Genomic DNA, 22,527 nt, shown 5'->3' with positions numbered 1-22,527 from the left:
TCCCGTTTGTCCTGCTCCCAGGATTCGCCATGCCCCGCCGTTCACCTGTGCTTTCGTTGGCTGGAATCTCCGTCGTGCTCTTGGCGACGACGGCGTTTACCACGCCGGCGCGCCCCGTGCGCTCCACGCCGCCAGCCCGCGTCGCGGTTGCCCCTGCCGTGTCCAAGGCGCCGACGACTCGCAAGGCGCTCGTGGAAGAAGCGGTGAACATCGACTGGCGCGTGTTGGCTGGTCTCGACTACACGAACGGCAAGTCGACTGACACGCTGAAGAAGCTCGAGGGCAAGCTGGTCCGGATTCCGGGCTTCGTCGTGCCGCTCGACGACTTCCAGGAGGAGGGCGCCGAGTTCCTGCTGGTGCCGTACTACGGCGCGTGCGTGCACACGCCGCCGCCGCCGCCGAATCAGATCGTGATGGTGGAGATGGGCGGCAAGAAGGCCGTCAAGCTCAACCTCTTCGACGCGGTGTGGATGTCGGGACGTCTCAAGATCGCGTCGGTGGAAAGCCCGTACGGCACCGTGGGCTATCAGCTGGAAGGACTCAAGGTCGAACCCTACTCGTCGAAATGAGTGATGGGGCTGCCGTGGCAGCTCTCGCCGGCACTGGTCCCCACGGGACCCCGGCGGTCGAGCTGTCCGCGTTGCGCTTTTCGTACAAGAAAGGGCGCGACGTGCTGTCGATTGATTCGCTGACGATCGACCGCGGGGAGACGGTGTTTCTGCATGGGCCGAGTGGCAGTGGAAAGACCACGCTCCTCGGCCTTCTTGCAGGCGTGCTCCAGGCGACCAGCGGCAGCGTGCGCATTCTTGGGCAGGACTTCTCGACCATGTCGGGCGGTGCGCGCGATGCGTTTCGGGCGCGACATCTGGGATACGTGTTCCAGATGTTCAACCTCATTCCGTACCTCCCGGTGCGGGAGAACATTCTGCTGCCGGTTCGACTCGAGCCAGCGCGTCGTGAGCGACTGGGCGGCCGATCGCTCGACGACGCGGTGCGCGATATCGCGTCGCAACTCGACATCGAACAGTATCTCGACTCGCCGATCGCGGAGCTGAGTGTGGGCCAGCAGCAGCGCGTGGCCGCCGCGCGGGCGCTGATGGGCAGCCCTGAAGTGGTGATCGCCGACGAGCCCACCAGCGCGCTCGATACCGATCGCCGTGAACGCTTCCTCAAGCTGTTGTTCGCGTCGTGCGAGAAGGCCAAGGCCACGCTCGTGTTCGTGAGCCACGATCACACGCTGATGCCGCTGTTCTCTCGCACGGTGGAACTGATGGAGATCAATCGCGCGGCCAAGGTCGGAGCAGACGCGTGAGGGCATCGCGATGATGATGATTCTGCGTCTGGCGCTGACGTCGCTGCGAAGCCGCCTGCTGACGACGTCGCTCACGGTCGCGTCGATCGCGCTCAGCGTGACGCTGCTGGTGGGCATCGAGAATGTGCGGGCCGGCGTGCGCGATAGCTTTGCCGGCACGATTCGCGGTGTCGACCTGATCGTCGGTGCGCGCGGTGGCACCTTGCAAGTCTTGTTGAGCGCGGTGTTCGGCATCGGCTCGCCCTCCGGTTCGGTGAAGCTGTCCACGATGGAGCGGTGGAAGGCGCATCCTGCCGTGAAGTGGGTGGTCCCGTACTCCCTCGGCGACAGTCATCGCGGCTTCCGCGTGGTCGGTACCACGCCCGAGTTCTACGAGCGCTATCGATTCCGCAAAGATGGCCGGATCGTGTTCGTGTCCGGACGCGCCGCGGTCGCGGATACGGAAGTGGTGATCGGCAGCGACGTGGCGGAGAAGCTGGGCTACACGATCGGGTCGCCGGTGGTGGTGGTGCACGGGCTCCGCGACATCGGTACGTCGAGTCATGAGGCGCACCCGTTCCATGTGGTCGGGATTCTCGGGCGCACGTTCACGCCGATCGATCGCTCGGTGTACGTGACGCTTGGCGGGATTGAGGCGATGCATGAGCCGGAGGCTGGGGCTGAGATCGCTGGGTCGTCGATGGCGTCGGCGGAGGGAGCAGGAGGGAGGGTATCAGGGGGGAGTGGGCAGGGGGGGGCGGCGCAACCGCGAACTGCGCGAAAGCCGATTGCGGCAAAGCGCGCGAAGGCTTCGGCGATCATTGCGGCGAACAAACAGCGGGCGGCGGCGATGACACCGCCTGCTGGGACGCCCATGGTCATGCCGGGGGCGGAGCCGCCGCCGGGGACGCCATTGGTGATGCCGGGGGCGAGTCCGCCGCCGGGGACGCCGTTGGTGATGCCGGGCGCGGAGCCGCCACCGAGTGCGCTGCCGGAGGTGAAGGCGGCAGCGGTGGCGCAGAAGGTGGCGGAGCAGAAGGCCACGAAGCCGGCCGAGAGGAGCTCGGTCGCGGCTGAGCCGGCGCACGATCATGGCGACGATCAGATTACGGCGTTCTTCGTCGGGACGAAGAACCGCTTCGAAGCGCTGATGTTACAGCGTGAGATGAATACCGACTTGGAGGAGCCGCTCACGGCGGTGATTCCCGGCGTAGCGCTGGGCGAGTTGTGGCAGAACATCGGCAGCGCCGAAGTCGGGTTGCGCGTGATCGCGATCTTCGCGGTGGCGATCGGCCTCACCGGCATGCTGGTGGCGCTCTACTCGTCGCTCGAAGCCAGGCGTCGCGAGATGGCGATTCTGCGTGCGGTGGGTGCGGGTCCGCGCATGATCATCTCGCTGCTCGTGCTGGAGAGTGGACTCCTGGCGTTGCTCGGGTGCCTCATCGGCGTGGCCGCCGTGTACCTCGGCTTGTTCGTGGCGCAGGGTCCTATTGAACAACGTTTCGGGTTGCATCTCGCCTTGCATCCGCTGCGCTCAACGGAGTGGACCTATCTCGCCGTTGTTATGGGTGCGGGCCTTGTGATCGGCTTCGTGCCGGCGTGGAAGGCCTATCGCACGTCGCTCGTGGACGGATTGAGTCCGCGGGCCTGACGCACAACACTTCATTCACCGAATCCCCGAACACCGCATGCGTACCTCTGCTGCACTTGCTCTGATGCTGGCGACGGCCGGCTCTGCCGCCGCACAGCCCGGTCGCGGCCCGTCACCGGTCGCCAAGAACATTCAGGCGCTGCCGGTTGATCCGGCGCCGTCATACGTTCGCAAGGACGCGCCCACTGATCCCGTGATCCTGAAGCTGTGGGAAGAGGGGATGCAGCGGTCGCAGGCGGGCACGCTGGCGCAGCAGCTGCTCGACTCCGTCGGCCCGCGTCTCACGGGTTCGCCCAACATGAATCGCGCGCAGGATTGGCTGCTGGCGACGTACAAGCAGTTCGGCGTGACGGCGCGCAAGGAGCAGTATGGCACGTGGAATTCGTGGAAGCGTGGGGCGGCGTTCGCGCAGCTCACGGCGCCGCGAGTGAAGTCGCTCGAAGTCAACATGCTGTCGTGGAGCGGCAACACCTCGGGCAAGTGGGCTGGCGGTGACGTGGTCGTGGTCAAGCCGTATCAGTCGCCGGAAGAGTTCAAGGCGTGGTTGCCGAGTGTGAAGGGCAAGATCGTGCTGGCGTCGGCGCCGCGTCTCACCTGCCGTCCGGCGTCGCAGCTCGCCGAGTTCGCGATGCCGAGCACACAGTCGTCGCTCGACTCGATGCAGCGCGATCTGTCGGCCACGTATCAGGGCGTGACGCAGCGCGTACCGACGTTCTACAGCGACCTCAAGGCCGCTGGTGCCGTGGCCGTGTTCGAGTCGAACTACTCGCAGTATCCCGGCGTGAACAAGATTTTCGGATCGCCGCGCAACGCGGCGTTGCCGACGTTCGATGTGGGATGCGAAGACTACGGCATGCTGTTCCGCCTCGCGCAGAACAAGCAGGGCCCGAAGGTGCGCGTGATGGCCGAATCGGAAGCGCTCGGCGACAAGCCGGTGTTCAACGTGATCGCCGAGATCAAGGGCGCCACCAAGCCCGACGAGTTCGTGGTGCTGTCGGCGCACTTCGACAGCTGGGAAGGACACTCTGGCGCGACCGACAACGCCACGGGTTCGATCACCATGATGGAAGCGTTACGCATACTGAAGACGGTGTATCCCAAGCCGTCGCGCACGATTCTGGTCGGTCACTGGAGCGGCGAAGAGCAGGGGCTGAACGGTTCGGGCTCCTTCACCGCCGATCACCCCGAAGTGATCAAGGGGCTGCAGTTCGCGTTCAATCAGGACAACGGTACGGGACGTGTGGTGAGCACAGGTCCGGGGCTGCACCCGGAAAACGGTCCGCGCCTGGCGCAGTACATGAGCCAAATGCCGTCGCAGCTCACGCAGTACATCCGTCTCTCGGGCCCGTCGGGTATCGGCGCCGGATCGGACGACGCGTCGTTCCGTTGCTGGGGCGCCCCGGCGGTCGGACTGGGTGCGTTGAACTGGGACTACAGCAACAGCACGTGGCACACGAACCGCGACTCGTTCGACAAGATCATTCTCGATGACTTGAAGCACAACGCGACGCTCACCGCGATGTTCGTATATCTCGCCAGCGAAGACGCCGAGAAGAGCTCGCGCGTGCTGGTCGATCCGATTCCCGGTGGCCGCCCGGGGCAGGGGATTACGGTGCCGAATTGCGGCAAGCCACAGCGGGACGCAACACAGTACCGGCGGTGATTGCTAGGGAAGGGGTACGGAGTAAGGGGTGCGGAGTAAGGGGTACGGAGTAAGGGGTACGGGCTACTCCCGACCCCGTACGCCCTACCGCCTACTTCGCCGTTAGCCTCGAGAGCGCCGCCCTCACCACCGCCCCCACATCTCCACCACCGCCCGCGTCCACCACCGCCCGTACGGCGCGATCGGCTTCGAGTTGGTTGTAGCCCAGCGCGATGAGCGCACGAATGGCGTCGTCGGCGACGGGGCTCTTCGCGGCGCCGGTGGCTGTCGGCGCCGAGCCTACGGTGTCCATCTTGTCGGCCAGGTCGAGAATGATCTGCTCGGCCTTCTTCCGACCCACGCGCGGCACGCGCATGAGGGTCGTGATGTCCTTCTCGCGCAAGGCACGGACCACGCGCTCCGGCGTGAGCGACGAGAGAATGCCGAGCGCGAGCGCCGGGCCGACGCCCTTGGCCACGAGCAGCCGCTGGAAGACGGCGCGGTCGTAGCGATCGGAGAAGCCGTACAAGTGCCACGCATCTTCGCGCACGGCGAGATGCGTGTGCAGCGTGATCGTCGCCCCTTCCGGCGGTAACGACTCGAAGACCGAGAGCGGAATGAGGCACTCGTAGCCCACACCGCCCGCCGTGAGAATTTCTACCCGATCGAGTTCGCGGTGGACGAGCGTGCCGGATACCAGTGCGATCATTTCGCGAGCTTGGAGAGGGGAAGACGCAGCGGCGGAAGCTCGGGGAGCTTCGGTCGCGACGACATGAGACACGCACAAAGCGCGGCGGCGACGCCATCGGCGGCGTCGGCGGGCTGCGGTGCCGACTTGAGGCGCAGCAGGCGCGCCACCATGAATTGCACCTGCTCCTTCGTGGCCGCGCCGGTGCCGGTGATCGCCTTCTTGATCTCGGCCGGCGGATACTCGCAGATCGTGAGGGCGGCCTTCTGCGCGGCGAGGAGAATCACGCCGCGCGCATGACCGAGCACGATCGTCGTGCGCACGTTCTTGGCGTAGAACACGTCTTCCACCGACATCGTGTCGGGACGGTGCCGCGCGAGAATTTCCTCCACGCCTTCGGAAATCTCCAACAGGCGCTGCGGCAGCGGATCCTTCGCGGTCGTGCGGATGACGCCGCACTCCACGAGAGTGGCGATGCGGCCGTCGAAGGCGACCACACCGTACCCCGTGACGGCGGTGCCCGGATCGATCCCGAGCACCAGCGACGGGCTCACGCCTCGGCCATGGCGTCGTCGTCCATCTCGAAGTTCGCGTCGACCTTCTGCACGTCGTCGAGTTCTTCGAGCGCTTCGAGCAGCTTCATGAGCTGGTCGGCCGCCGCGCCTTCCACCTTTACCGTGCTTTTGGGCACCCAGGCGAGTTCCGCGTCGGCCACTTTGTACTTCTTCGACTCGAGGCCTTCCTTCGTCGCGTGCAGCGCACCGGGATCAGTGGTGATCGTGAACTCGGTGTCGTCCCGCACCACATCATCGGCGCCAGCCTCGAGCGCGGCTTCGATCAGCGTATCTTCGACCACACCGTCGGCCGACACCGACATCTGCCCCTTCCGCTCGAACAGATAGGCCACCGAGTTGCTGGAGCCCATGTTGCCATTGTTGCGCGACAGCTTGTGCCGCACGTCGGCCACGGTGCGCGTGGGGTTATCGGTCACCGCCTGAATCATGATCGCGACGCCGCCGGGCCCGTAGGCCTCGTACAGCACCTCGACATAATCCACGCCTTCCAGTTCGCCCGTACCCTTCTTGATGGCACGGTCGATGTTGTCCTTGGGCATCGACACCGCCTTCGCGTTGTCGATGGCGGTGCGGAGCCGAGGATTACCGCCCGGATCACCGCCGCCAAGCTTGGCAGCCATGGTGATTTCGCGGATCAGTCGCGTGAAGAGCGCTCCGCGCTTGTTGTCGGTGGCCGCCTTTGCGCGCTTGATCGTCTTCCATTTGCTATGTCCTGCCATCGCCCTGCCCCGTGAATGCGGATATGGGTGCTGTCAAACCGATGTCGGGGAAAATAACGAGACGTGGGGCAGGGGTGTAAAAAGCCCGATAGCCCATTGCCCAAAGCCCAAAGCCCATGGCCCAAAGCCCATGGCCTACAGCCCAAAGCCCAAAGCCCAAAGCCCATGGCCTACAGCCCATGGCCTACAGCCCAAAGCCCAAAGCCCTTTGAAGGCTATCGGCCGTGAGCCATGGGCCGTGAGCCATGGGCCATGGGCTAAAAACCGAAAGGCCGTGAGTCTAAAACTCCTCCAGTACATCCTCGAATCGACTGAACCGCTGGTCGAAATACAGATCGACATATCCCCTCGCCCCATCCCGGTTCTTCAGCAGCAGCAACTCCGCGGCGCCGGACACGCCGAGATCGGCTTCGTACAGCTCCTCGCGGTAGAGCCCGAGCACCAGATCGGCGTGGGTCCCGATCGCTCCGCCCAATCCGAAATCCGTGAGACGGGGACGGCGATCGTGGCGCACGCGGTCGAGCTGCGGCAGGTGTGTCGTCAGCAGCACCGCCACATTCCGCCGCAGCGCGAGTCGCTTGAGCGCAAGCACCGCGAACCCCAGTGCTTCGTCGCGACCCGAATCACGATCCAGCAGGCATTCCAGCGGATCGACCACCACCACCGAGGCGTCGGGCGTGGCTTCTACGGCACGATCAATGGCGGACATGGTGCCCGAGGTGATCGTTTCGATGACCGGGGCACGGTCGCGCAGCGTGACCGCGACCGTGGCAAGGCGGGCGCGTTCTTCCTCGCTGACCACACCAAGTCGCATCGATTCCAACGACACCTTCGCCCCCATGGCAAGGGCGCGCTCGTAGGCGCGCTCGGCCTGCATTTCTCCCGTTAACAGCAGGGCGCGGGGGAAGACGCGCAGGGCGATGGCGAGTCCCAGCGCCGAGCAGCCGGCGCTGTCGTCTCCCCCGACCACGATCAGATCGCCGCGGCGAAAGCCCCCGCCAATGGCGCGATCGATCGATGGGAATCGGGTGGGGACAATAGCGGGGTCGACGTCGCCGACGCTGGTCCGGTCGAGGCGCGCCACGACGCGGGTCAGCGGCGAGATATCGGTGCGGTGGGTCATGAGCCCGCGAGCAGGCGCGCGAGCTTCTCGAGTTCCTGCACCGAGGGGCCGTCGAGATGCGTGCCGGCGGCCGCGACGAGGCTGCGGATCGCGCCCGCCACCTGTAGCGAGGTGCCCGTGGTTGACTCGACGCAGCGGGCAAACGGCACGCGCGTCGTTGCCGGGAGTGCGAGGGATGCCAGCCACACCTTGGCGGCGGCGGCGCGGGTGACCCGTTCACCGGGATGGAGCGCGTCGGCGGTCATCACGCCCTGCGCCAACCGGGCGGTCATGAGCGCGGCCAGGGCTACCTCACGTCCGCCACCCAGCGGCAGGCGTCCGGCCAGCGACGCGAGAGCAGGGAACGGAAAGCGCAGCGGTTCGAGCGCGTAGGGAAGGGATTCAGCGTGCACAGTCCGAATGTAACGCGTCCGATTGCGTCCGGCGCGGCGCGGTAGCCGGGGCCGACGCCGCTGGACCGTAGTCCCGCCGCTCAGGTACCTTACAAGATGGCGCTGATGGCAAAAACGATTCTCTGGGTGGACGACGAAGCGGAGCTTCTCGAGCCGCATCGACTCCTGCTCGGAGACAAGGGCTATCACGTCGAGACGGCGACGAACGCGGACGACGCGCTCGAGCTGCTGCGGCGGCGCCCGTACGATTTGGTGCTGCTCGACGAGCAGATGCCCGGCACGCGCGGATTGGATGCCTACAAGGACATCCGCGAGATGCTGCCGACCATGCCGGTCGTGATGGTGACCAAGAGCGAGGAGGACGCCACGCTGAAGGAAGCGATCGGCGTGAATATTCGCGATTACCTCGTGAAGCCGATTACACCGCGGCAGGTGCTCACGGTGGTTACCCGCATCCTCGAAGGTCCGCTGATTCGCTCTCAGGCGCTGGCCCGCGCTTTCGTGGAACGGTTCCGCTACATCGAGACTGAGCGCTATGCCGGGCTCGATTGGCGCGGCTGGATCGAGCGCTTCGCGGAACTGATGCAATGGGACGTCGACCTCGCCGCCGCCGGTGAAATGGGGCTGCACGAGTCGTTGCGCGGGCTGTATCCCGATATGCATCGCGAGTTCGCCACGTTCATGCGCACCGAGTATCCGCGCTGGCTCCGTGAGCTCGAAGGCGACCGGCCGCCGCTGTCGGTGGATGTCGTGACCGAATTCGTGATGCCGGTGCTGGCCCGCGATCGCAAGGCGATCTTCGTGGTCATCGACTGTTTGCGGGTGGATCAATGGCGCGTGCTGGAGCCGTTGCTGGCCCCGCTATACGACGTGGAAACCACGCACTACTACTCGATTCTGCCCACCGCCACGCCCTACGCGCGCAATGCGTTGTTCAGCGGGCTCTTTCCCGGGGAAATCGCCGCGCGCTTTCCCGACTGGTGGGGCGAGAAGGACGACGAAACGCTCAACATGCACGAGCGCGACTTGCTGGTGGCGCATCTCGAGGAGCTGAAGGTTCAGGCGCCCGTGCGCTACCACAAGATCACGACTGCCGCCGATTCCGACGATCTCGAGCGCCACTTGCCGGGCGCGATCGCCGGTGAAGGCATTCACGCGTTCGTGTTCAACTTCGTGGACATGCTCACGCATGGTCGAAGCGAATCGATGATTCTGTTCGAAGTCGCGCGTGACGAAATCGCGCTGCGGGCCATCACCAAGCAGTGGTTCGAACGGTCATCCCTGTTCACGCTGCTCAAGGAAGCGTCGCGCCGCAACATCTCGGTGGTCATCACCAGTGATCACGGCGCGCTGCACTGTAATTCGCCGGCCACCGTCTTCGCCAAGCGTGATGCCACGGCCAACCTGCGCTACAAGTTCGGCGAGGATCTGCGGGCCGAACGGCCCGAGCAGGCGCTGTTGTTCACGAATCCCGATGACCTGCGCTTGCCGCATCGCGGCCCCGGCAACAACACCCTCATGGCCGCCGGCGATACCTTCTTCGTGTATCCCACCAAGCTGCGTGAGTACCAGAGTCGGTATCGTGGATCGTTCCTGCACGGTGGTGTGACGCCGGAAGAGTGCATCCTGCCGGTCGCCCTGCTCACGCCCAAGCGATGAGCGGTACCACGGGGTTGTGGGGACGGTTGTGGGGCTTCGTACGCCCACATCGCTCGAAGCTGGTGGGCGTGGTGTCGCTCAACCTGCTCGCCGCCGTGTTCGACGTCTTTTCGTTCACGCTGCTGATTCCATTTCTGAATGCGTTGTTCGAACAGCCACAGCTGATTCCTGGCAATAAGGTCGTGTCGGCCATTCTCGGCACGACGATCGGCTTCCTGCTCGATCCCGCCGATCAGATGGGATCGCTGCGCAACGTGATCGTGCTGGTGTTGCTGGCCGTCACGCTCAAGAACGTGCTGGTCTGGCTGAGCGGGCAGATCGGGGCGCAGTTGCAGGAGTTCGTGGTGCGCGATTTGCGCGATGCGATGTATGCGCATCTGCTACGCCTGCCGATGAGCTGGTTCACCGCCAATAAGGTGGGCCAGGTGATCTCCCGCATGCTCACCGACACCACGAACGCCAAGGCCGTGGTCACCGAGCTCGTCACGCGCTCCATCTGGAGTACGGCGCAGGTGGTGTCCACCATCGCGATCATGTTCGCCGTATCGTGGAAGTTGTCGCTGGCGTCGTTGGTGGTGGTGCCACTCACGGTCCTCTCGCTGCAGCCCGTGCTGCGAAAGTTGCGCAAGGGACATCGTCGCATGGGCAACGAGCAGGGCGAGATCACCAGCATGGTGCAGGAAGTGGTGAGCGGCATCCGTCTCATCAAGTCGTACGGTGCGGAGGTGCGCGAAGAACAGCGCTTCGTGACGCGCAATGCGGCCTTCGCCAAGGGCTATGTACGCATCGGTCGACTCGCGCTGATGTCGGGCCCGGTCACGGAAACGCTCGGCGCCGTGATGGCCGTGGCGATTCTCTGGTTCGGTGCGCGACTCGTGCTGGTTGAGAAGTCACTGGACGGGGCGCTGCTGGTGACCTTTTTGATCTGGGTGATGCGTCTGCTGCAGCCGCTCAAGCAGCTCTCCCAGGTGCCGGCGGCGGCGCAGCAGTCGCTGGCCAGCGCCGAGCGGATTTTCGAGGTGCTCGACTCTCCCACGGAAACGGCGGCTGATCGCGGCACGATTACTGCGCCGACCTTCGCGACTTCGCTCGAATTCGAGCACGTGACGTTCGCGTACGGCGACGATGCGCCGGCGCTGTCCGATATGTCGTTCTCGGCGCGCAAGGGCGAGGTGATCGCGCTGGTCGGTGCGAGTGGCGCGGGCAAAAGCACGCTCATCGATCTGTTGCCGCGCTTCCTCGAACCCACCAGCGGCCGCATCACGCTCGACGGTGTCGACCTGCGCCGCATCACGCTTGACGCGTTGCGCGCGCTCACCGGTATCGTGAGTCAGGATACGGTGCTCTTCAACGACACCGTGCGCGCTAACGTTGCCTTCGGTCGCACGCAGGTCACGCAGGAGCAGCTCGACGCGGCCGCCCGCGCGGCCAATGCGCTGTCGTTCATTCAGGAACTGCCCGAAGGCTGGGACACCAACCTCGGTGAGCGCGGCTCGCGCTTGTCGGGAGGACAGCGACAGCGCCTGGCCATCGCGCGGGCGCTGCTGTCCGACCCGCCCATCCTCATTCTCGACGAGGCCACGTCGGCCCTTGATGTGGAGAGCGAGCGGCTGGTGCAGGAAGCAATCGACCGGCTGCTCGAAGGGCGCACGGTGTTCGTGATCGCGCACCGACTGGCCACGATTCAGCACGCCGATCGTATTCTCGTGCTCGAGCGCGGGCAACTGGTAGAGCAGGGCACGCATGCCGACCTGCTGCTGCGCAACGGCGCGTATGCCCGCCTGCATGCGCTGCAATTCACTCGCGGCAGCGAGTGATCCGTGCGCGTCCTCGTGCTCACTACGGCCGCGTCCTGGACGCCTGACGTTCGCCTGCTGATCACGCTCGGCGCGGAACTCGCGGCGCGCGGTGACATCGTGACCGTAGCCTGCCTGAGTCACGGCGTGCTGGAGCGCTCCGTCGAAGCCACCTTCCCCCGATTGCCCGTGCGCGGCATTACGGGTCAGGGCGCCTTTGCGCGTATTCGCAGTGCACGCGGTATCGTGGCCGCCCTGCGCCCCGATGCGGTGCTCGTGCAGAGCGAGCCCGATGCCCTGCTCGCCGCGATGGCTACCGGTCGGCGCGGTGGTGTCGTGCGACGGTGGGTCGTCGGTGAAGATGCCGCCGATCGAAACCCCGTCGCACGCACGTGGCGTACGCGATGGGCGGGCGCGCGTACGCGCCTTACATCGTGGGGACGCGATCCGATCGCGGTGAGCTGGCCGGGGCCCTCGTCACTGCGCGCCCGTCGTGATGCGCCCACGGGTACAGTCGTTCCAACCGCGTTGTGGATCGTTCCCCCGTCCGAGCACGACGAACGCACCGCTGTGGCACTGCGGGCGGCGGCGCGGCTCGTGGGACGGCATCCGTCGCTGCGTATTGTCTTGCTGGGGGACCTCGCCGCGTTGCAGTCCACGCGCGTGCATGCAGCCTCGCTCGGCCTGACGGCATTCGTGCAGGTGGCGCCGCTCGACGCGCTGTTGCTGGCCGACGAGGTCGAGGCCGCCGCCGTCTGGGTCACCGCCGACGGCGACGAGGGTGCGATTGCCACCATCGCCGCCATGCAGCGCGGTGTCCCCGTCGTGGTGCCAGCGGCTATGCCGTTTGCGTCGATAGTGGCATCGCGCATTACCGGCTTCCTGATGTCGGATGCCGACGTCCCGGCGATTGTCGCCGAATTGGCTCGGTTGATGTCGGACCGCCACGAGTACGACGCCATGGGCGATGCGGCGAGGGCGCGCGCGTCGCGACATCACGACTGGCAGCGATTCGTGGATGACGCGGCCGACGTATTGTCGAGGGCCTCGGGTTCGCGTGTCGCGTCGGCGGCGATTCGCCCGTCACTCACCACGGCCTGACGGTGACGTCCGCCACCGAGAGCGGCGTCGGCAACGCCACCGGAAACGCTACCGGAAACGCTACCGGAAACGCTACTGGCAACGCTACCGGCAACGCGGCCTGGACGCGTCTGCGCGACGACCGGCGCGCGCGACTCGGGCTTGGCGTCATCGCGCTCCTGATGGTGGCGGCGCTGCTGGCACCGCTCATCGACGGCGCCGATCCGATTCAGATCAACCTGCGCCATGCGCTCCAGGCACCGAGTGGCGCACACTGGCTTGGTACCGATGCGCAGGGACGCGATGTCTGGTCGCGGCTGGTGCATGGTGCCCGTATCTCGCTGCTGGTGGGGCTCGCGTCACAGGGGATCTCGCTGTCGATCGGTCTCGTGCTGGGGCTCGTGGCCGGGTATCGCGGCAAGTGGACGGAGGAGGTCATCATGCGCCTCGCCGACGTCACGCTCGCGTTTCCGTCGTTGTTGCTGCTGATCGCCATGGCGGCGGCGTTCGAGCCCTCGTTGACCGTGGTGTGCGCGGTGATCGGCGTCGTGGGCTGGGCCGGTATGGCGCGGCTGGTGCGCGGCCAAGTGCTGGTGGTGCGCGAACTGGAGTACGTGCAGGCCATGCGCGCCTTGGGCGCACGCGACCGCCGCATCCTGTTGCGCCACGTGTTGCCAAATGTGATCGCGCCCGTCGTGATCGCGGCCACGCTCGGCATTGCCGGCGCGATCATGGCCGAAGCGGCGTTGTCGTTCCTCGGCCTTGGTGTGCAACCGCCGACACCAAGCTGGGGCGCGATGATCGCCGATGGCCGCGATCTCTCGCAGCTGCGCAACGCGCCGTGGACAAGTCTCGCCCCGGGTCTGGCCATCGGTGTGGCGGTGCTCGGTTTCAATCTGCTCGGCGATGCCTTGCGCGACGCGCTCGATCCGCGCGGCGCCCGTCGCGTGCCGTAGACAGATACATAGACAGATTCATAGACAGATCCGTCGTCTTCCCCGCACTCGGGCTTTTCCGAAGAGCATCCCATGACCACATCGCACGACGCCGCCGCACTCCGCGCCCGCGAGTACGCCTGGATGGCCGACGATCCAGCGATCTTCCTGAATGCCGCGAGCGTGGGGCCGATGCCGGCCGCCGCGGTCGAGGTGGCGAATACGTGGAGCCGAATGCGGGCGCAGCCGCACTTGCTGCCGTTCCAATGGATGCTCGATGCGGCCTCCACGGCGCGCGCGCAGTTTGCGGCGCTGGTCGGTGCCGACGCCGACGAAATCGCTCTCATGCCCAACACGACGTACGGGCTGAATCTCGCCGCCCGCGCGCTGCCCTTGCGACCCGGCACGATTCTCACCTTCGACGGCGAGTTTCCGAGCTGCGTCTATCCCTTTCAGGCGCTGGGGTCGCGCGGCATCAACCTCGAGCTCATTCCGCGGAGGCACGGACTCCCCGACGAGGATGCACTGATCGCCGCCATCGCGCGCCCCGACGTGGTGGCCGTGGTCGTCTCCTGGGTGCAGTTCGCCACGGGGTTTGTCGCCGATCTCGCCCGTATCGGTGCCGCCTGCCGTGCGCGCGGCGTGTTCTTCATCGTGGACGGCATTCAGGGGTGCGGCGTGCGCCCGATCGATCTGCACGCCCTGCCCATCGACATCTTCGCCAGCGGCGCCCAGAAGTGGCAGCTCAGCCCATGGGGCACCGGCTTCGTGTACGTGCGGCGCGAGCTGGTCACCGCCATCGATCCGATCGACGTGGGATGGGCGTGCATGAAGTCGTCCACCGACTACACGCGTCTCACCGACTACGACTACGACTTCTTCGACGATGCGCGGCGCTTTGAGGTGGTCACGCTCGCCTATCACGACTTTGCGGTGTCCAACGCGTCGACGCGGATCCTGCTCGACCTCGGGGTGGACGCGGTGTCGGCCCACATCACGTCACTTGGCACGCGGATCGTCGAGTGGGCGCAGTCGCGCCCCGACGTCCGGTTGGTGACGCCGGCGGACCCCGCTCGCCGAGCCGGGGTGATTTCGTTCGCCTCCGAGTCTCTGGGCGCGATGGCCAAGCGGCTTAGTGCGGCACACATCACGCATACGGTCCGGGAAGGCGCGATCCGACTGGCGCCGCACTGCTACAACACCATCACCGAGATCGAGCAGGTACTGAAAATTCTTGACAATTAAAAGGCTGCCTATTGGACCCTGAGTCCGAACCTGCCATGTTTGCAGTACGATGTCGAACTCTTCCAAAGACCTTCGGTCCTCACTCGCCACACGCAGCGTGGCGGACGCGCTGCGGTCCTGTGCGATGCCGCTCGGATGTCCGGTTGGCTTTCTCGAGCGACATCGGGTCGCGACCGTCCAGCGACTCGGCGACGACCAGCCGGTCGTGCGGACATTCGTGCGTGACGCGGTCGGCCTGGTGTCGGTGCCCTGCGAGGACGAGATCGACCTTGGCCTCGATCCGTCTGAAGTCCAGGAGCTGATCGCCATCACGCGCCTCGAGGCTTCGCCAGGCTCGGTGATCGAACTGCGTTCCGCGCGACTGACCGTGAGCGAGGACCCCGCTGCCGTCGCACTGCTCGACGAGTGCACGATCACTCCGGTCCCGTGGATCGCGGGCATGCTGGTGTACGATCCTCGCCGCGATGTACTCGACATGCTGCGCCACGATGTGTCGCCGTCGGAGTGGAACGAAGGCGGCGGCAACGTCGACTCGCCCCACCGGGTTGGCGCCCTTCAGGGCGGCGTGCTCGTGGCGTTGGCCACCGTCGATGCGCCGGAAGGACGGCTGGCTCGTGTACGCGTGCTGGTGTCGCCCCAACATCGGCGGATGGGCTACGGCCGCGCCGTGCTCCACGCCCTCGTGCGCCACGTGCTGAAGCAAGGCCTCATTCCCGTCGTGCGTCTCGCCGTGGGTGATTTGGCAGCGCGGGCATTGGCCAGCACCGTCGGTTTTGTAGCGTTCGCACGCGCGTTGACGCTGCATGTGCATCATGTGGATGCGGTAGTGTCGGCGGAGCGTTGAGCGGCCGACGCACACGGGAAACTGAAAACTGAGAACTGAAAACTGCAAACTGCAAACTGCAAACTCCCTAGTAAGCAGGGAGGAGGGTATCAGGACCGAGGAGGCAGGTGAACGGCGCGCAGGTCAACCTGCGTACTCCCCCCTGACACCCTCCCCCCTGCTCACTAGGGAGTTTTCAGTTACGGCGTCAGCCGACCACCCCTAACTCTCAAAATAATTGTGCGTCTCCGCCGCCCCGCCGGGATGCACCACGGCGCCGTACCGCGCCGGACTCACCGTCTGCGCGTAGCGCCAGATCGCGCCCGACTGGAAATTGTGCCGCCGCGGCTCCCATACCGCTCGACGAGCGGCCAGTTCTTCGTCGGACAACCGTACCGACATCGTGCCGGCGTTGGCATCGATGTCGATAATGTCGCCATCGCGTAGCAGGCCGATCGGGCCGCCCAGCGCGGCTTCCGGGCCCACGTGGCCGATGCACAGCCCGCGCGTGGCGCCGCTGAAACGGCCGTCGGTAATGAGCGCGACTTTGTCGCCCATATCCTGTCCGTAAATCGCTGAGGTGGTGGACAGCATCTCGCGCATGCCCGGTCCGCCGCGCGGGCCTTCGTAGCGGATGATGATCACGTCGCCGGCCTCGTAGCGGCGTTCGGTGACCGCCGCGAAGGCGTCTTCCTCGCTGTCGAACACACGCGCCGGGCCGCTGAACAGGCGCGTATGCAGTCCGGCCACTTTCACGATCGCGCCATCGGGCGCGAGGTTGCCGCGCATGCCGATCAAACCGCCGGTCATGGAGATCGCGCGCGATACCGGCATCACCACGTCTTGCCCCTCAGGCAGTATGACGTCGGCCAGGTTCTCGGCCAACGTGCGCCCTGTCACCGTGATGCAGTCGCCGTGCAGATATCCGCCATCGAGCAGCGCCTTGAGGATGATCGACACACCGCCGATGTCGTGCACGTCCTTCGCGAGGTACTTGCCGCCCGGCTTGAGGTCGGCCAAGAGTGGGGTGCGCGCGAACACTTCAGCCACATCGAACAGGTCGAACGCGATCCCGGCTTCGTGCGCCAGCGCCGGCAGATGAAGCGTGGCGTTCGTGCTGCCGCCCGTTGCCGCCACCACCGCCGCCGCATTCTCGAGTGACCGGCGCGTCACGATCTGGCGCGGGCGCGGACCATCGCGCAGCAGGCGCATCACCGCTTCACCGGCGCGTTCGGCGTACACGTCACGTGACTCCAGCACCGCTGGCGGACTGGCCGATCCCGGCAGCGCGAGGCCGATCGCTTCCGACACGTAGGCCATGCTGTTGGCGGTATATTGGCCGCCGCACGAACCGGCGCCCGGGCAGGCGACCTTCTCGAGTGCGGTGAGCTCGTCCAACGTCATCTTGCCCGCCGAATGCTTGCCCACGCCTTCGAACACGTCGAGCACCGTGACATCGCGTCCCTGATAGCGCCCCGGCATGATCGAGCCGCCGTACAGGAATACCGACGGCACGTCGAGGCGCACCATTGCCATCATGAGGCCGGGCAACGCCTTGTCGCAGCCGCCGATGGCCACCAGCGCGTCGTAGGTGTGGCCGCGAACCGTAAGCTCGACCGAGTCGGCAATCGTTTCGCGACTCACCAGCGACGACTTCATGCCGGCGTGTCCCATGGCGATGCCGTCAGTCACCGTGATCGTGGTGAACTCCCGCGGCGTACCGCCTGCCGCCGCCACGCCACGCTTGGCCGCCTCGGCCTGTCGGCGCAGCGAGATGTTGCACGGTGCCGCCTCGTTCCAGCTGGAGACGACACCGACGATCGGCTGCGCGATCTGTGCTTCGTCGAGGCCCATCGCGTAGTAGTACGAGCGATGGGGTGCGCGCTCGGGGCCTACGGTCGTATGACGACTCGGGAGGTTCGACTTATCCATGCGGTTGGGTACTCGGAGGGGTGGAGACCAGTCAGCAGGACGCGCTTACGGGACCTGCACCAACCCGAATTCGCGCGCGCCCTTCTTGAGCAGCAGATGACGGCCGCGTAGGAGCCGGTCTTCGCTGATCAAACGATCGGCCGCCGACAGCTTCGTACCGTTAATGCTGACGCCACCCTGTTCAAGCAGTCGCTTCGCTGCCCCGCGCGATGCCGCCACGCCGAGTGCCGTCAGACACTCGTATACGTCGATCCCCCCGGAAAGCGCTGGACCGTCGGCGGGCGCAGTGTACGTCACGAACGGAATCTCGTGTCGCAGCGCGTCGAGCGCCGCGTCGGACAGTCCCTGCGGATCGGCCTTCTCGAACAACAGTGCCGACACTTCCTGCGCCACCCGCGCCGCCTCGGCTCCGTGCACGCGGGTGGTCACTTCCGTGGCCAGCGCGCGCTGCGCCTCGCGCGTCTCGGGTGTGGTGCGTACCGACTGATCGAGCGCTTCGATGGTGTCGCGATCCAGCAGCGTGAAGAAGCGCAGGTAGCGCGACACGTCGCGGTCGTCGGCGCCGATCCAGAACTGATAAAACTTGTACGGTGACGTGCGCGCCGGATCGAGCCACACCGAACCGCCGCCGGTGCTCTTGCCGAACTTCGAGCCATCGGCGTTGGTGATCAGCGGGAAGGTGAGCGCGTTGGCGTCGCCATTAGTGGTGCGGCGAATCAGTTCCAAACCGGCCGTGATGTTGCCCCACTGATCGCTGCCGCCGATCTGCAGCGTCACGCCCTCGCGCTGATGCAGCTCGAGGAAGTCGTGGGCCTGCAGCAGCATGTAGGAGAACTCCGTGAACGACAGCCCGCTTTCCAGGCGCGACTTCACGGAGTCCTTCGCCAGCATGTAGTTGATCGAGAAGTGCTTGCCCGTGTCGCGCAGGAAGTCGAGCAGCGACAGCTTGGTGAGCCAGTCGGCGTTGTTCACCAGCTTGGCGGCGTTCGGTCCCTCGAAATCGAGGAACTTGGCCAATTGCATCCGGATCGCTTCGGCATTCTCGGCGATCGTTTCCAGCGTCTGCAAGATGCGTTCGCTACTCCGGCCGCTGGGGTCGCCAATCATGCCCGTGCCACCGCCCACCAGCGCGATGGGTCGGTGGCCGGCCCTTTGCAGATGGACGAGTCCCATGACGGGCACGAGGTTGCCCACGTGCAGGCTGGAGGCGGTGGGGTCGAATCCGCAGTAGCCGGTGACCTGACCCGCCGCGAAGGCGGCCGGAAGGCCTTCGGTGTGCTGGAACAGCAGCTCGCGCCAGGCGAGTTCGGAAATCGGGGCTGATGGCTCGGACATTCTCACAAGTTATCGCGGGTCCGGCTCTTGGCGCGCCCCCGCGTGAGCGGGTAGCCTTCAGACAACCTATGGCTCTCTCCTCTGTTCTTTCGCGGCGCCCGTGGCTGGGGTGGCTGCTCGTGGTTGGGATTTTCGGCGGCATGGTCGGTGCCGGCGGGCTGCTTGGCGCTTGGAGCGTCATCTGCCGGGACGGACGCTGTCCGTCGATCGCCTCGCTCGAGAAGTATGTGCCCCGCCAGACCTCCAAGGTGTACGCCGCCGACGGCCGGTTCATCACGGAACTCGGTCTCGAGCGTCGCACGCTCGTACGGCTGCAGGATATCCCCAAGCATGTGCGCGATGCGGTCGTCATCACCGAAGACCGCCGGTTCTACTCGCACTCGGGCATCGACTACTACCGCGTGTTCGGTGCGCTCGCCCGCAACGTGAAAGCCGGCAGCTATGTGCAGGGCTTCTCTACGATCACGATGCAGCTGGCCCGTAATGTCTTTTCCGATCGCATTTCCCGCGAGAAGACGCTGCTGCGCAAGATCAAGGAAGCGCGCGTGGCCCGTGCCATCGAGCAGCGCTACACGAAGGACAAGATCCTCGAGCTCTACCTGAACCAGGTATACCTCGGCAACGGCGCGTACGGCGTGGAAACCGCGTCGCAGCGCTACTTCGGTAAGCCGGTGCGCGAGGTCAGTGTGGCCGAAGCTGCCGTGCTGGCCGGATTGCTGAAGGGCCCCGAGCGCTACAACCCGCGCCGGTTCGCTGATCGTGCGATCCTGCGCCGCAACACGGTGCTCGAGCTGATGCGCCGCGAAGGCGCGATCAACGACGCCGATGCCTCGCTCGCCAAGGCCTATCCGCTGCAGCTGGCCGAGCGCACCGAGTCGGGCGACGTAGCACCGTACTTCGTGGAGTGGGTGCGCCAGGAGCTCGAGGAACACTTCGGCAAGGGACTCTACGACGAAGGGTACAAGGTTTATACATCGCTCGATGTCGACATGCAGGGCGCCGCCGAACGCGCCTTGGAGAACCAGCTGCAGGCCATCGAGGCCGGACGTCACGGTAAGTACTCGCATCTCACCTACGAAGCGTATCTCGCACGGTCGGCCGAGGGCGGTGAGCGTGGCGCGGCCAACTCCCCGTATCTGCAGGGCGCGTTCGTCGCGGTTGATCCGCGCAGTGGTGCCGTGCGCGCCATGGTTGGTGGCCGTGACTTCGGCGACTCGAAATTCAATCGCGCGGTGCAGGCGCTCCGCCAGCCGGGTTCGACCTTCAAGCCGATTGTCTACGCGACGGCCGTGCACGAGGGGTTCAGCCCCGGGCAGATCGTGGACGACTCGCCCATCTCGCTCGACCAGATGAGCGGCGAAGCATGGACGCCGCAGAACTACGATATGAAGTTTATGGGCAATATGCCCATGCGGAAGGCGTTGTATCAGTCGCGCAATCTGGCCGCGATCCGCACCGGCATGGCGGTCGGCGCCGGAAGTGTGATTTCCATGGCGAAGCGCTTCGGCATCACGACGCCCATTCCGCCCTATCCGTCCATCTTCATCGGGTCGGCCGACGTGTATCCGGTGCAGATGATCGCTGCGTACTCGGTGTTCGCCAACCTTGGCCTGCGCACGACACCGCACGCGATTTTCAAGGTCGAAAACGCCGACGGCAAAGTGGTGTGGCAGCCCACGACGGAGCGGGAAGCGGTGCTGTCGCCTGAGGAAGCGTGGCTGATGGTGAGCATGATGAAGGACGTGGTGGTGCGCGGCACCGGTGCGCGCATCTGGAGTTCTGGCTTCCGTGTGCCCGCCGGTGGGAAGACGGGCACCACCAACGACGGCGCCGACGTGTGGTTCATCGGCTACACCGCCGACCTGGTGGCCGGCGTCTGGATGGGCTTCGACAAACCGCAGAAGATCAAGTCGAATGCACAGGGCGGTGAGCTGGCGTCGCCGGCGTGGGCGTCGTTCATGACCGAGGTGTATCGTCGCAAGCCGCAACCGCCGGACTGGCCGCGTCCCGACGGCGTCGTGGTGCGCGAAATCGATGCGCTCACCGGACAGCTCGCGAACAGCAACTGCATGACGGCGCTTGCCACGGAGTTTTTCGTGCAGGGCACCGAGCCGACGGGCACGTGCACCGATCCGGCGCCGCGCACGCTGCTCTCGACGGACAGTGTCGCCAAGCTGCGCGCCAAGGCGGACTCCACGAACCCGTTCAAAATTCCGCCGCAGTGAGTGTAACGTGAGTGCGCCGACGCTGTACACGGCGGACTGGGTGTTGCCGATCTCATCGGCGCCGATCCGCCACGGTGCGGTGCTCGTCGAGGCGGGACGCATCGCGTTCGTGGGTGCCGCGAGCGCGGTCGCCTTGGACAGCAGCGTGGTCCGCACGATCGCTTTGGGCAATGCAGTGCTCATGCCGGGCCTCGTGAACGCGCATTCGCATCTCGAGCTCACGTTGCTGCGCGGCTTTCTCGAGGGGCTCGACTTCCGCGATTGGCTGCGCACGCTCACCACGGTGCGCCGCGATCTCATGAGCGAGAGCGTGCTGCTTGATGCGTCGCGGGCCGGCATCCGGGAAGCGCTGCGCAACGGTATTACCTGCTTGGCCGACACCACCGATTCCGGCGCGCCACTCACCGCGATGCGCGAGTACGGCGTGCGCGGCGTGGGCTACCTGGAAGTATTCGGCCCCGATCCCGCGCAGTGCGACGGCGCGATCGCGCAGCTTGCGGCCCGCGTGGGTGAGGCGCGCGCTCTCGATACGGCACTCGTGCGCGTGGGGGTGTCGCCGCACGCGCCCTACACCGTATCACGTGATCTCTTCGCGGCCACGGCCGCGCTGTCGCGGCGCGAGTCGCTGCCGATGGCAGTGCACGTGGCCGAGAGCGCGGCCGAGATGCTGTTCGTGCGAGACGGTGCGGGACCATTCGCCGACCGGCTGCGGGCGCGCGACATCATGGTGGCACCGCAGGCCGAGTCGCCGATTGCGTTGCTCGAGGCGGCCGGCGTGTTGGCGGCCCGGCCGCTGCTGATTCACGTGATTCAGGCCGACGACCGTGACATGGCGCGCATCGCCGATGCCGGCGCGACCATCGTGCACTGTCCGATCTCCAACGCGAAGCTGGGCCATGGCATCGCGCCGCTGGATCGCATGCTGGCGCACGGCATCCGCACCGGACTCGGCACCGACTCGGTGGCCAGCAACGATCGCATGGATCTGCTGGGGGAAGCCCGTCAGGCCACGCTCTTTGCGTCACTGCGCGTGGGCGCCCCCGACGCCATCTCCGCCCACGAGGCGCTCGCGCTGGCCACGCGGGGCGGGGCCGAGGCGCTGGGCCTTGGCGCGCGCATCGGAACGCTGGAAGTGGGCAAGGACGCCGACCTGGCGGCCTTCCCGCTGGATCACGACGACGCCCAGCCGCTCTTCGATCCCGCCGTGGCCCTCGTACACGCGTTGGCCGGCAAGGTGGAAGCAGTGCTGGTGACCGTCGAGGGACGCGAACTGGTCGCGAACGGCACCATCGCCCAGCGCGATGAGACGTTGCCGTTACGTATCGGGGCGTGGCGCGATCGCCTGCAACAGTGGCGACAGGCTTCTACCGTATGATACTCTTCTCCTAGCGGACCCATCGACCTTAACACTGTAGA

Annotated in this window: 19 protein-coding genes; 12 read left to right on the top strand and 7 right to left on the bottom strand. The window is 65.9% G+C overall.

Annotation, left to right across the window (positions count from 1 at the left end):
- The first annotated feature begins 29 nt into the window (after nt 1-29).
- The 4 genes from RMP10_RS14040 to RMP10_RS14025 are packed head-to-tail and all read left to right on the top strand — an operon-like array spanning nt 30 to nt 4,605.
- Nucleotides 30-569 carry a DUF3299 domain-containing protein gene (locus tag RMP10_RS14040; RefSeq protein ID WP_310570844.1) on the top strand — a complete coding sequence of 180 codons (540 nt, stop codon included), beginning with the start codon at nt 30-32 and terminating at the stop codon, nt 567-569.
- Between the two features lie 14 nt (nt 570-583).
- The gene (locus RMP10_RS14035) at nt 584-1,312 is read left to right on the top strand and encodes an ABC transporter ATP-binding protein (protein ID WP_310570843.1); all 729 of its coding nucleotides are present in this window, start codon (nt 584-586) and stop codon (nt 1,310-1,312) included.
- Between the two features lie 10 nt (nt 1,313-1,322).
- Entirely contained in the window at nt 1,323-2,942 is a 1,620-nt protein-coding gene (locus tag RMP10_RS14030) for an FtsX-like permease family protein (protein ID WP_310570842.1), read from the top strand.
- Nucleotides 2,943-2,979: 37 nt separating this feature from the next.
- Nucleotides 2,980-4,605: a M28 family peptidase gene (locus tag RMP10_RS14025; RefSeq protein WP_310570841.1), complete on the top strand. Its 1,626-nt coding sequence runs from the start codon at nt 2,980-2,982 to the stop codon at nt 4,603-4,605.
- Nucleotides 4,606-4,696: 91 nt separating this feature from the next.
- On the opposite strand, the gene ruvA is transcribed toward RMP10_RS14025, so the two are convergent.
- The 5 genes from ruvA to RMP10_RS14000 all read right to left on the bottom strand — a co-directional run bounded on the left by ruvA (nt 4,697) and on the right by RMP10_RS14000 (nt 8,081).
- Entirely contained in the window at nt 4,697-5,293 is a 597-nt protein-coding gene (gene ruvA, locus RMP10_RS14020; RefSeq protein ID WP_310570840.1) for a Holliday junction branch migration protein RuvA, read from the bottom strand.
- On the bottom strand, nt 5,290-5,826 hold the full coding sequence (gene ruvC / locus RMP10_RS14015) for a crossover junction endodeoxyribonuclease RuvC (protein WP_310570839.1): 537 nt from the start codon (nt 5,824-5,826) through the stop codon (nt 5,290-5,292). Before ruvC ends, ruvA begins: the two co-directional genes overlap by 4 nt.
- On the bottom strand, nt 5,823-6,566 hold the full coding sequence (locus RMP10_RS14010; protein WP_309670591.1) for a YebC/PmpR family DNA-binding transcriptional regulator: 744 nt from the start codon (nt 6,564-6,566) through the stop codon (nt 5,823-5,825). The genes ruvC and RMP10_RS14010 overlap by 4 nt, the downstream gene beginning before the upstream one ends.
- A gap of 280 nt (nt 6,567-6,846) precedes the next feature.
- Nucleotides 6,847-7,689 carry a DnaB-like helicase C-terminal domain-containing protein gene (locus RMP10_RS14005; RefSeq protein WP_310570838.1) on the bottom strand — a complete coding sequence of 281 codons (843 nt, stop codon included), beginning with the start codon at nt 7,687-7,689 and terminating at the stop codon, nt 6,847-6,849.
- Entirely contained in the window at nt 7,686-8,081 is a 396-nt protein-coding gene (locus RMP10_RS14000; RefSeq protein ID WP_310570837.1) for a hypothetical protein, read from the bottom strand. The genes RMP10_RS14005 and RMP10_RS14000 overlap by 4 nt, the downstream gene beginning before the upstream one ends.
- 105 nt (nt 8,082-8,186) lie before the next feature.
- Between RMP10_RS14000 and RMP10_RS13995 the strand changes: the two genes are divergently transcribed.
- The 6 genes from RMP10_RS13995 (at nt 8,187) to RMP10_RS13970 (ending at nt 15,640) form a co-directional block, all read left to right on the top strand.
- Nucleotides 8,187-9,740 carry a response regulator gene (locus RMP10_RS13995; RefSeq protein WP_310570836.1) on the top strand — a complete coding sequence of 518 codons (1,554 nt, stop codon included), beginning with the start codon at nt 8,187-8,189 and terminating at the stop codon, nt 9,738-9,740.
- On the top strand, nt 9,737-11,557 hold the full coding sequence (locus RMP10_RS13990; protein WP_310570835.1) for an ABC transporter ATP-binding protein: 1,821 nt from the start codon (nt 9,737-9,739) through the stop codon (nt 11,555-11,557). The genes RMP10_RS13995 and RMP10_RS13990 overlap by 4 nt, the downstream gene beginning before the upstream one ends.
- A 3-nt stretch (nt 11,558-11,560) precedes the next feature.
- Entirely contained in the window at nt 11,561-12,637 is a 1,077-nt protein-coding gene (locus tag RMP10_RS13985) for a glycosyltransferase (protein WP_310570834.1), read from the top strand.
- Between the two features lie 2 nt (nt 12,638-12,639).
- Entirely contained in the window at nt 12,640-13,572 is a 933-nt protein-coding gene (locus RMP10_RS13980) for an ABC transporter permease (RefSeq protein WP_310570833.1), read from the top strand.
- Between the two features lie 72 nt (nt 13,573-13,644).
- Entirely contained in the window at nt 13,645-14,796 is a 1,152-nt protein-coding gene (locus RMP10_RS13975; protein WP_310570832.1) for an aminotransferase class V-fold PLP-dependent enzyme, read from the top strand.
- Between the two features lie 49 nt (nt 14,797-14,845).
- The gene (locus tag RMP10_RS13970; protein WP_310570831.1) at nt 14,846-15,640 is read left to right on the top strand and encodes a GNAT family N-acetyltransferase; all 795 of its coding nucleotides are present in this window, start codon (nt 14,846-14,848) and stop codon (nt 15,638-15,640) included.
- A 201-nt stretch (nt 15,641-15,841) separates the two neighbouring features.
- On the opposite strand, the gene ilvD is transcribed toward RMP10_RS13970, so the two are convergent.
- Nucleotides 15,842-17,551, bottom strand: coding sequence for a dihydroxy-acid dehydratase (gene ilvD / locus RMP10_RS13965; protein ID WP_310570830.1), 1,710 nt, complete (start codon nt 17,549-17,551; stop codon nt 15,842-15,844).
- A 45-nt stretch (nt 17,552-17,596) separates the two neighbouring features.
- Nucleotides 17,597-18,886, bottom strand: coding sequence for a tyrosine--tRNA ligase (gene tyrS, locus RMP10_RS13960; protein ID WP_310570829.1), 1,290 nt, complete (start codon nt 18,884-18,886; stop codon nt 17,597-17,599).
- A 68-nt stretch (nt 18,887-18,954) separates the two neighbouring features.
- Here tyrS and RMP10_RS13955 point away from each other — a divergent pair, with 68 nt between their 5' ends.
- Nucleotides 18,955-21,111, top strand: a complete 2,157-nt coding sequence (locus RMP10_RS13955; RefSeq protein ID WP_310570828.1) for a PBP1A family penicillin-binding protein — start codon at nt 18,955-18,957, stop codon at nt 21,109-21,111.
- A 7-nt stretch (nt 21,112-21,118) separates the two neighbouring features.
- Nucleotides 21,119-22,486: an amidohydrolase family protein gene (locus RMP10_RS13950; RefSeq protein ID WP_310570827.1), complete on the top strand. Its 1,368-nt coding sequence runs from the start codon at nt 21,119-21,121 to the stop codon at nt 22,484-22,486.
- Nucleotides 22,487-22,527: the final 41 nt, after the last annotated feature.

The organism is Gemmatimonas sp. (assembly GCF_031426495.1).
GTDB lineage: Bacteria > Gemmatimonadota > Gemmatimonadetes > Gemmatimonadales > Gemmatimonadaceae > Gemmatimonas.
This window is presented reverse-complemented; position numbering and strand designations above follow the sequence as displayed.

Excerpts from the sequence above, each read along its gene's own strand:
- RMP10_RS14040 (WP_310570844.1), top strand. The coding sequence starts at position 30 with ATGCCCCGCCGTTCACCTGTGCTTTCGTTGGCTGGAATCTCCGTCGTG.
- RMP10_RS14030 (WP_310570842.1), top strand. The coding sequence starts at position 1,323 with ATGATGATGATTCTGCGTCTGGCGCTGACGTCGCTGCGAAGCCGCCTG.
- RMP10_RS14025 (WP_310570841.1), top strand. The coding sequence starts at position 2,980 with ATGCGTACCTCTGCTGCACTTGCTCTGATGCTGGCGACGGCCGGCTCT.
- ruvA (WP_310570840.1), bottom strand. The coding sequence starts at position 5,293 with ATGATCGCACTGGTATCCGGCACGCTCGTCCACCGCGAACTCGATCGG.
- RMP10_RS14010 (WP_309670591.1), bottom strand. The coding sequence starts at position 6,566 with ATGGCAGGACATAGCAAATGGAAGACGATCAAGCGCGCAAAGGCGGCC.
- RMP10_RS14005 (WP_310570838.1), bottom strand. The coding sequence starts at position 7,689 with ATGACCCACCGCACCGATATCTCGCCGCTGACCCGCGTCGTGGCGCGC.
- RMP10_RS13995 (WP_310570836.1), top strand. The coding sequence starts at position 8,187 with ATGGCAAAAACGATTCTCTGGGTGGACGACGAAGCGGAGCTTCTCGAG.
- RMP10_RS13990 (WP_310570835.1), top strand. The coding sequence starts at position 9,737 with ATGAGCGGTACCACGGGGTTGTGGGGACGGTTGTGGGGCTTCGTACGC.
- RMP10_RS13975 (WP_310570832.1), top strand. The coding sequence starts at position 13,645 with ATGACCACATCGCACGACGCCGCCGCACTCCGCGCCCGCGAGTACGCC.
- RMP10_RS13970 (WP_310570831.1), top strand. The coding sequence starts at position 14,846 with ATGTCGAACTCTTCCAAAGACCTTCGGTCCTCACTCGCCACACGCAGC.
- ilvD (WP_310570830.1), bottom strand. The coding sequence starts at position 17,551 with ATGGATAAGTCGAACCTCCCGAGTCGTCATACGACCGTAGGCCCCGAG.
- tyrS (WP_310570829.1), bottom strand. The coding sequence starts at position 18,886 with ATGTCCGAGCCATCAGCCCCGATTTCCGAACTCGCCTGGCGCGAGCTG.
- RMP10_RS13955 (WP_310570828.1), top strand. The coding sequence starts at position 18,955 with ATGGCTCTCTCCTCTGTTCTTTCGCGGCGCCCGTGGCTGGGGTGGCTG.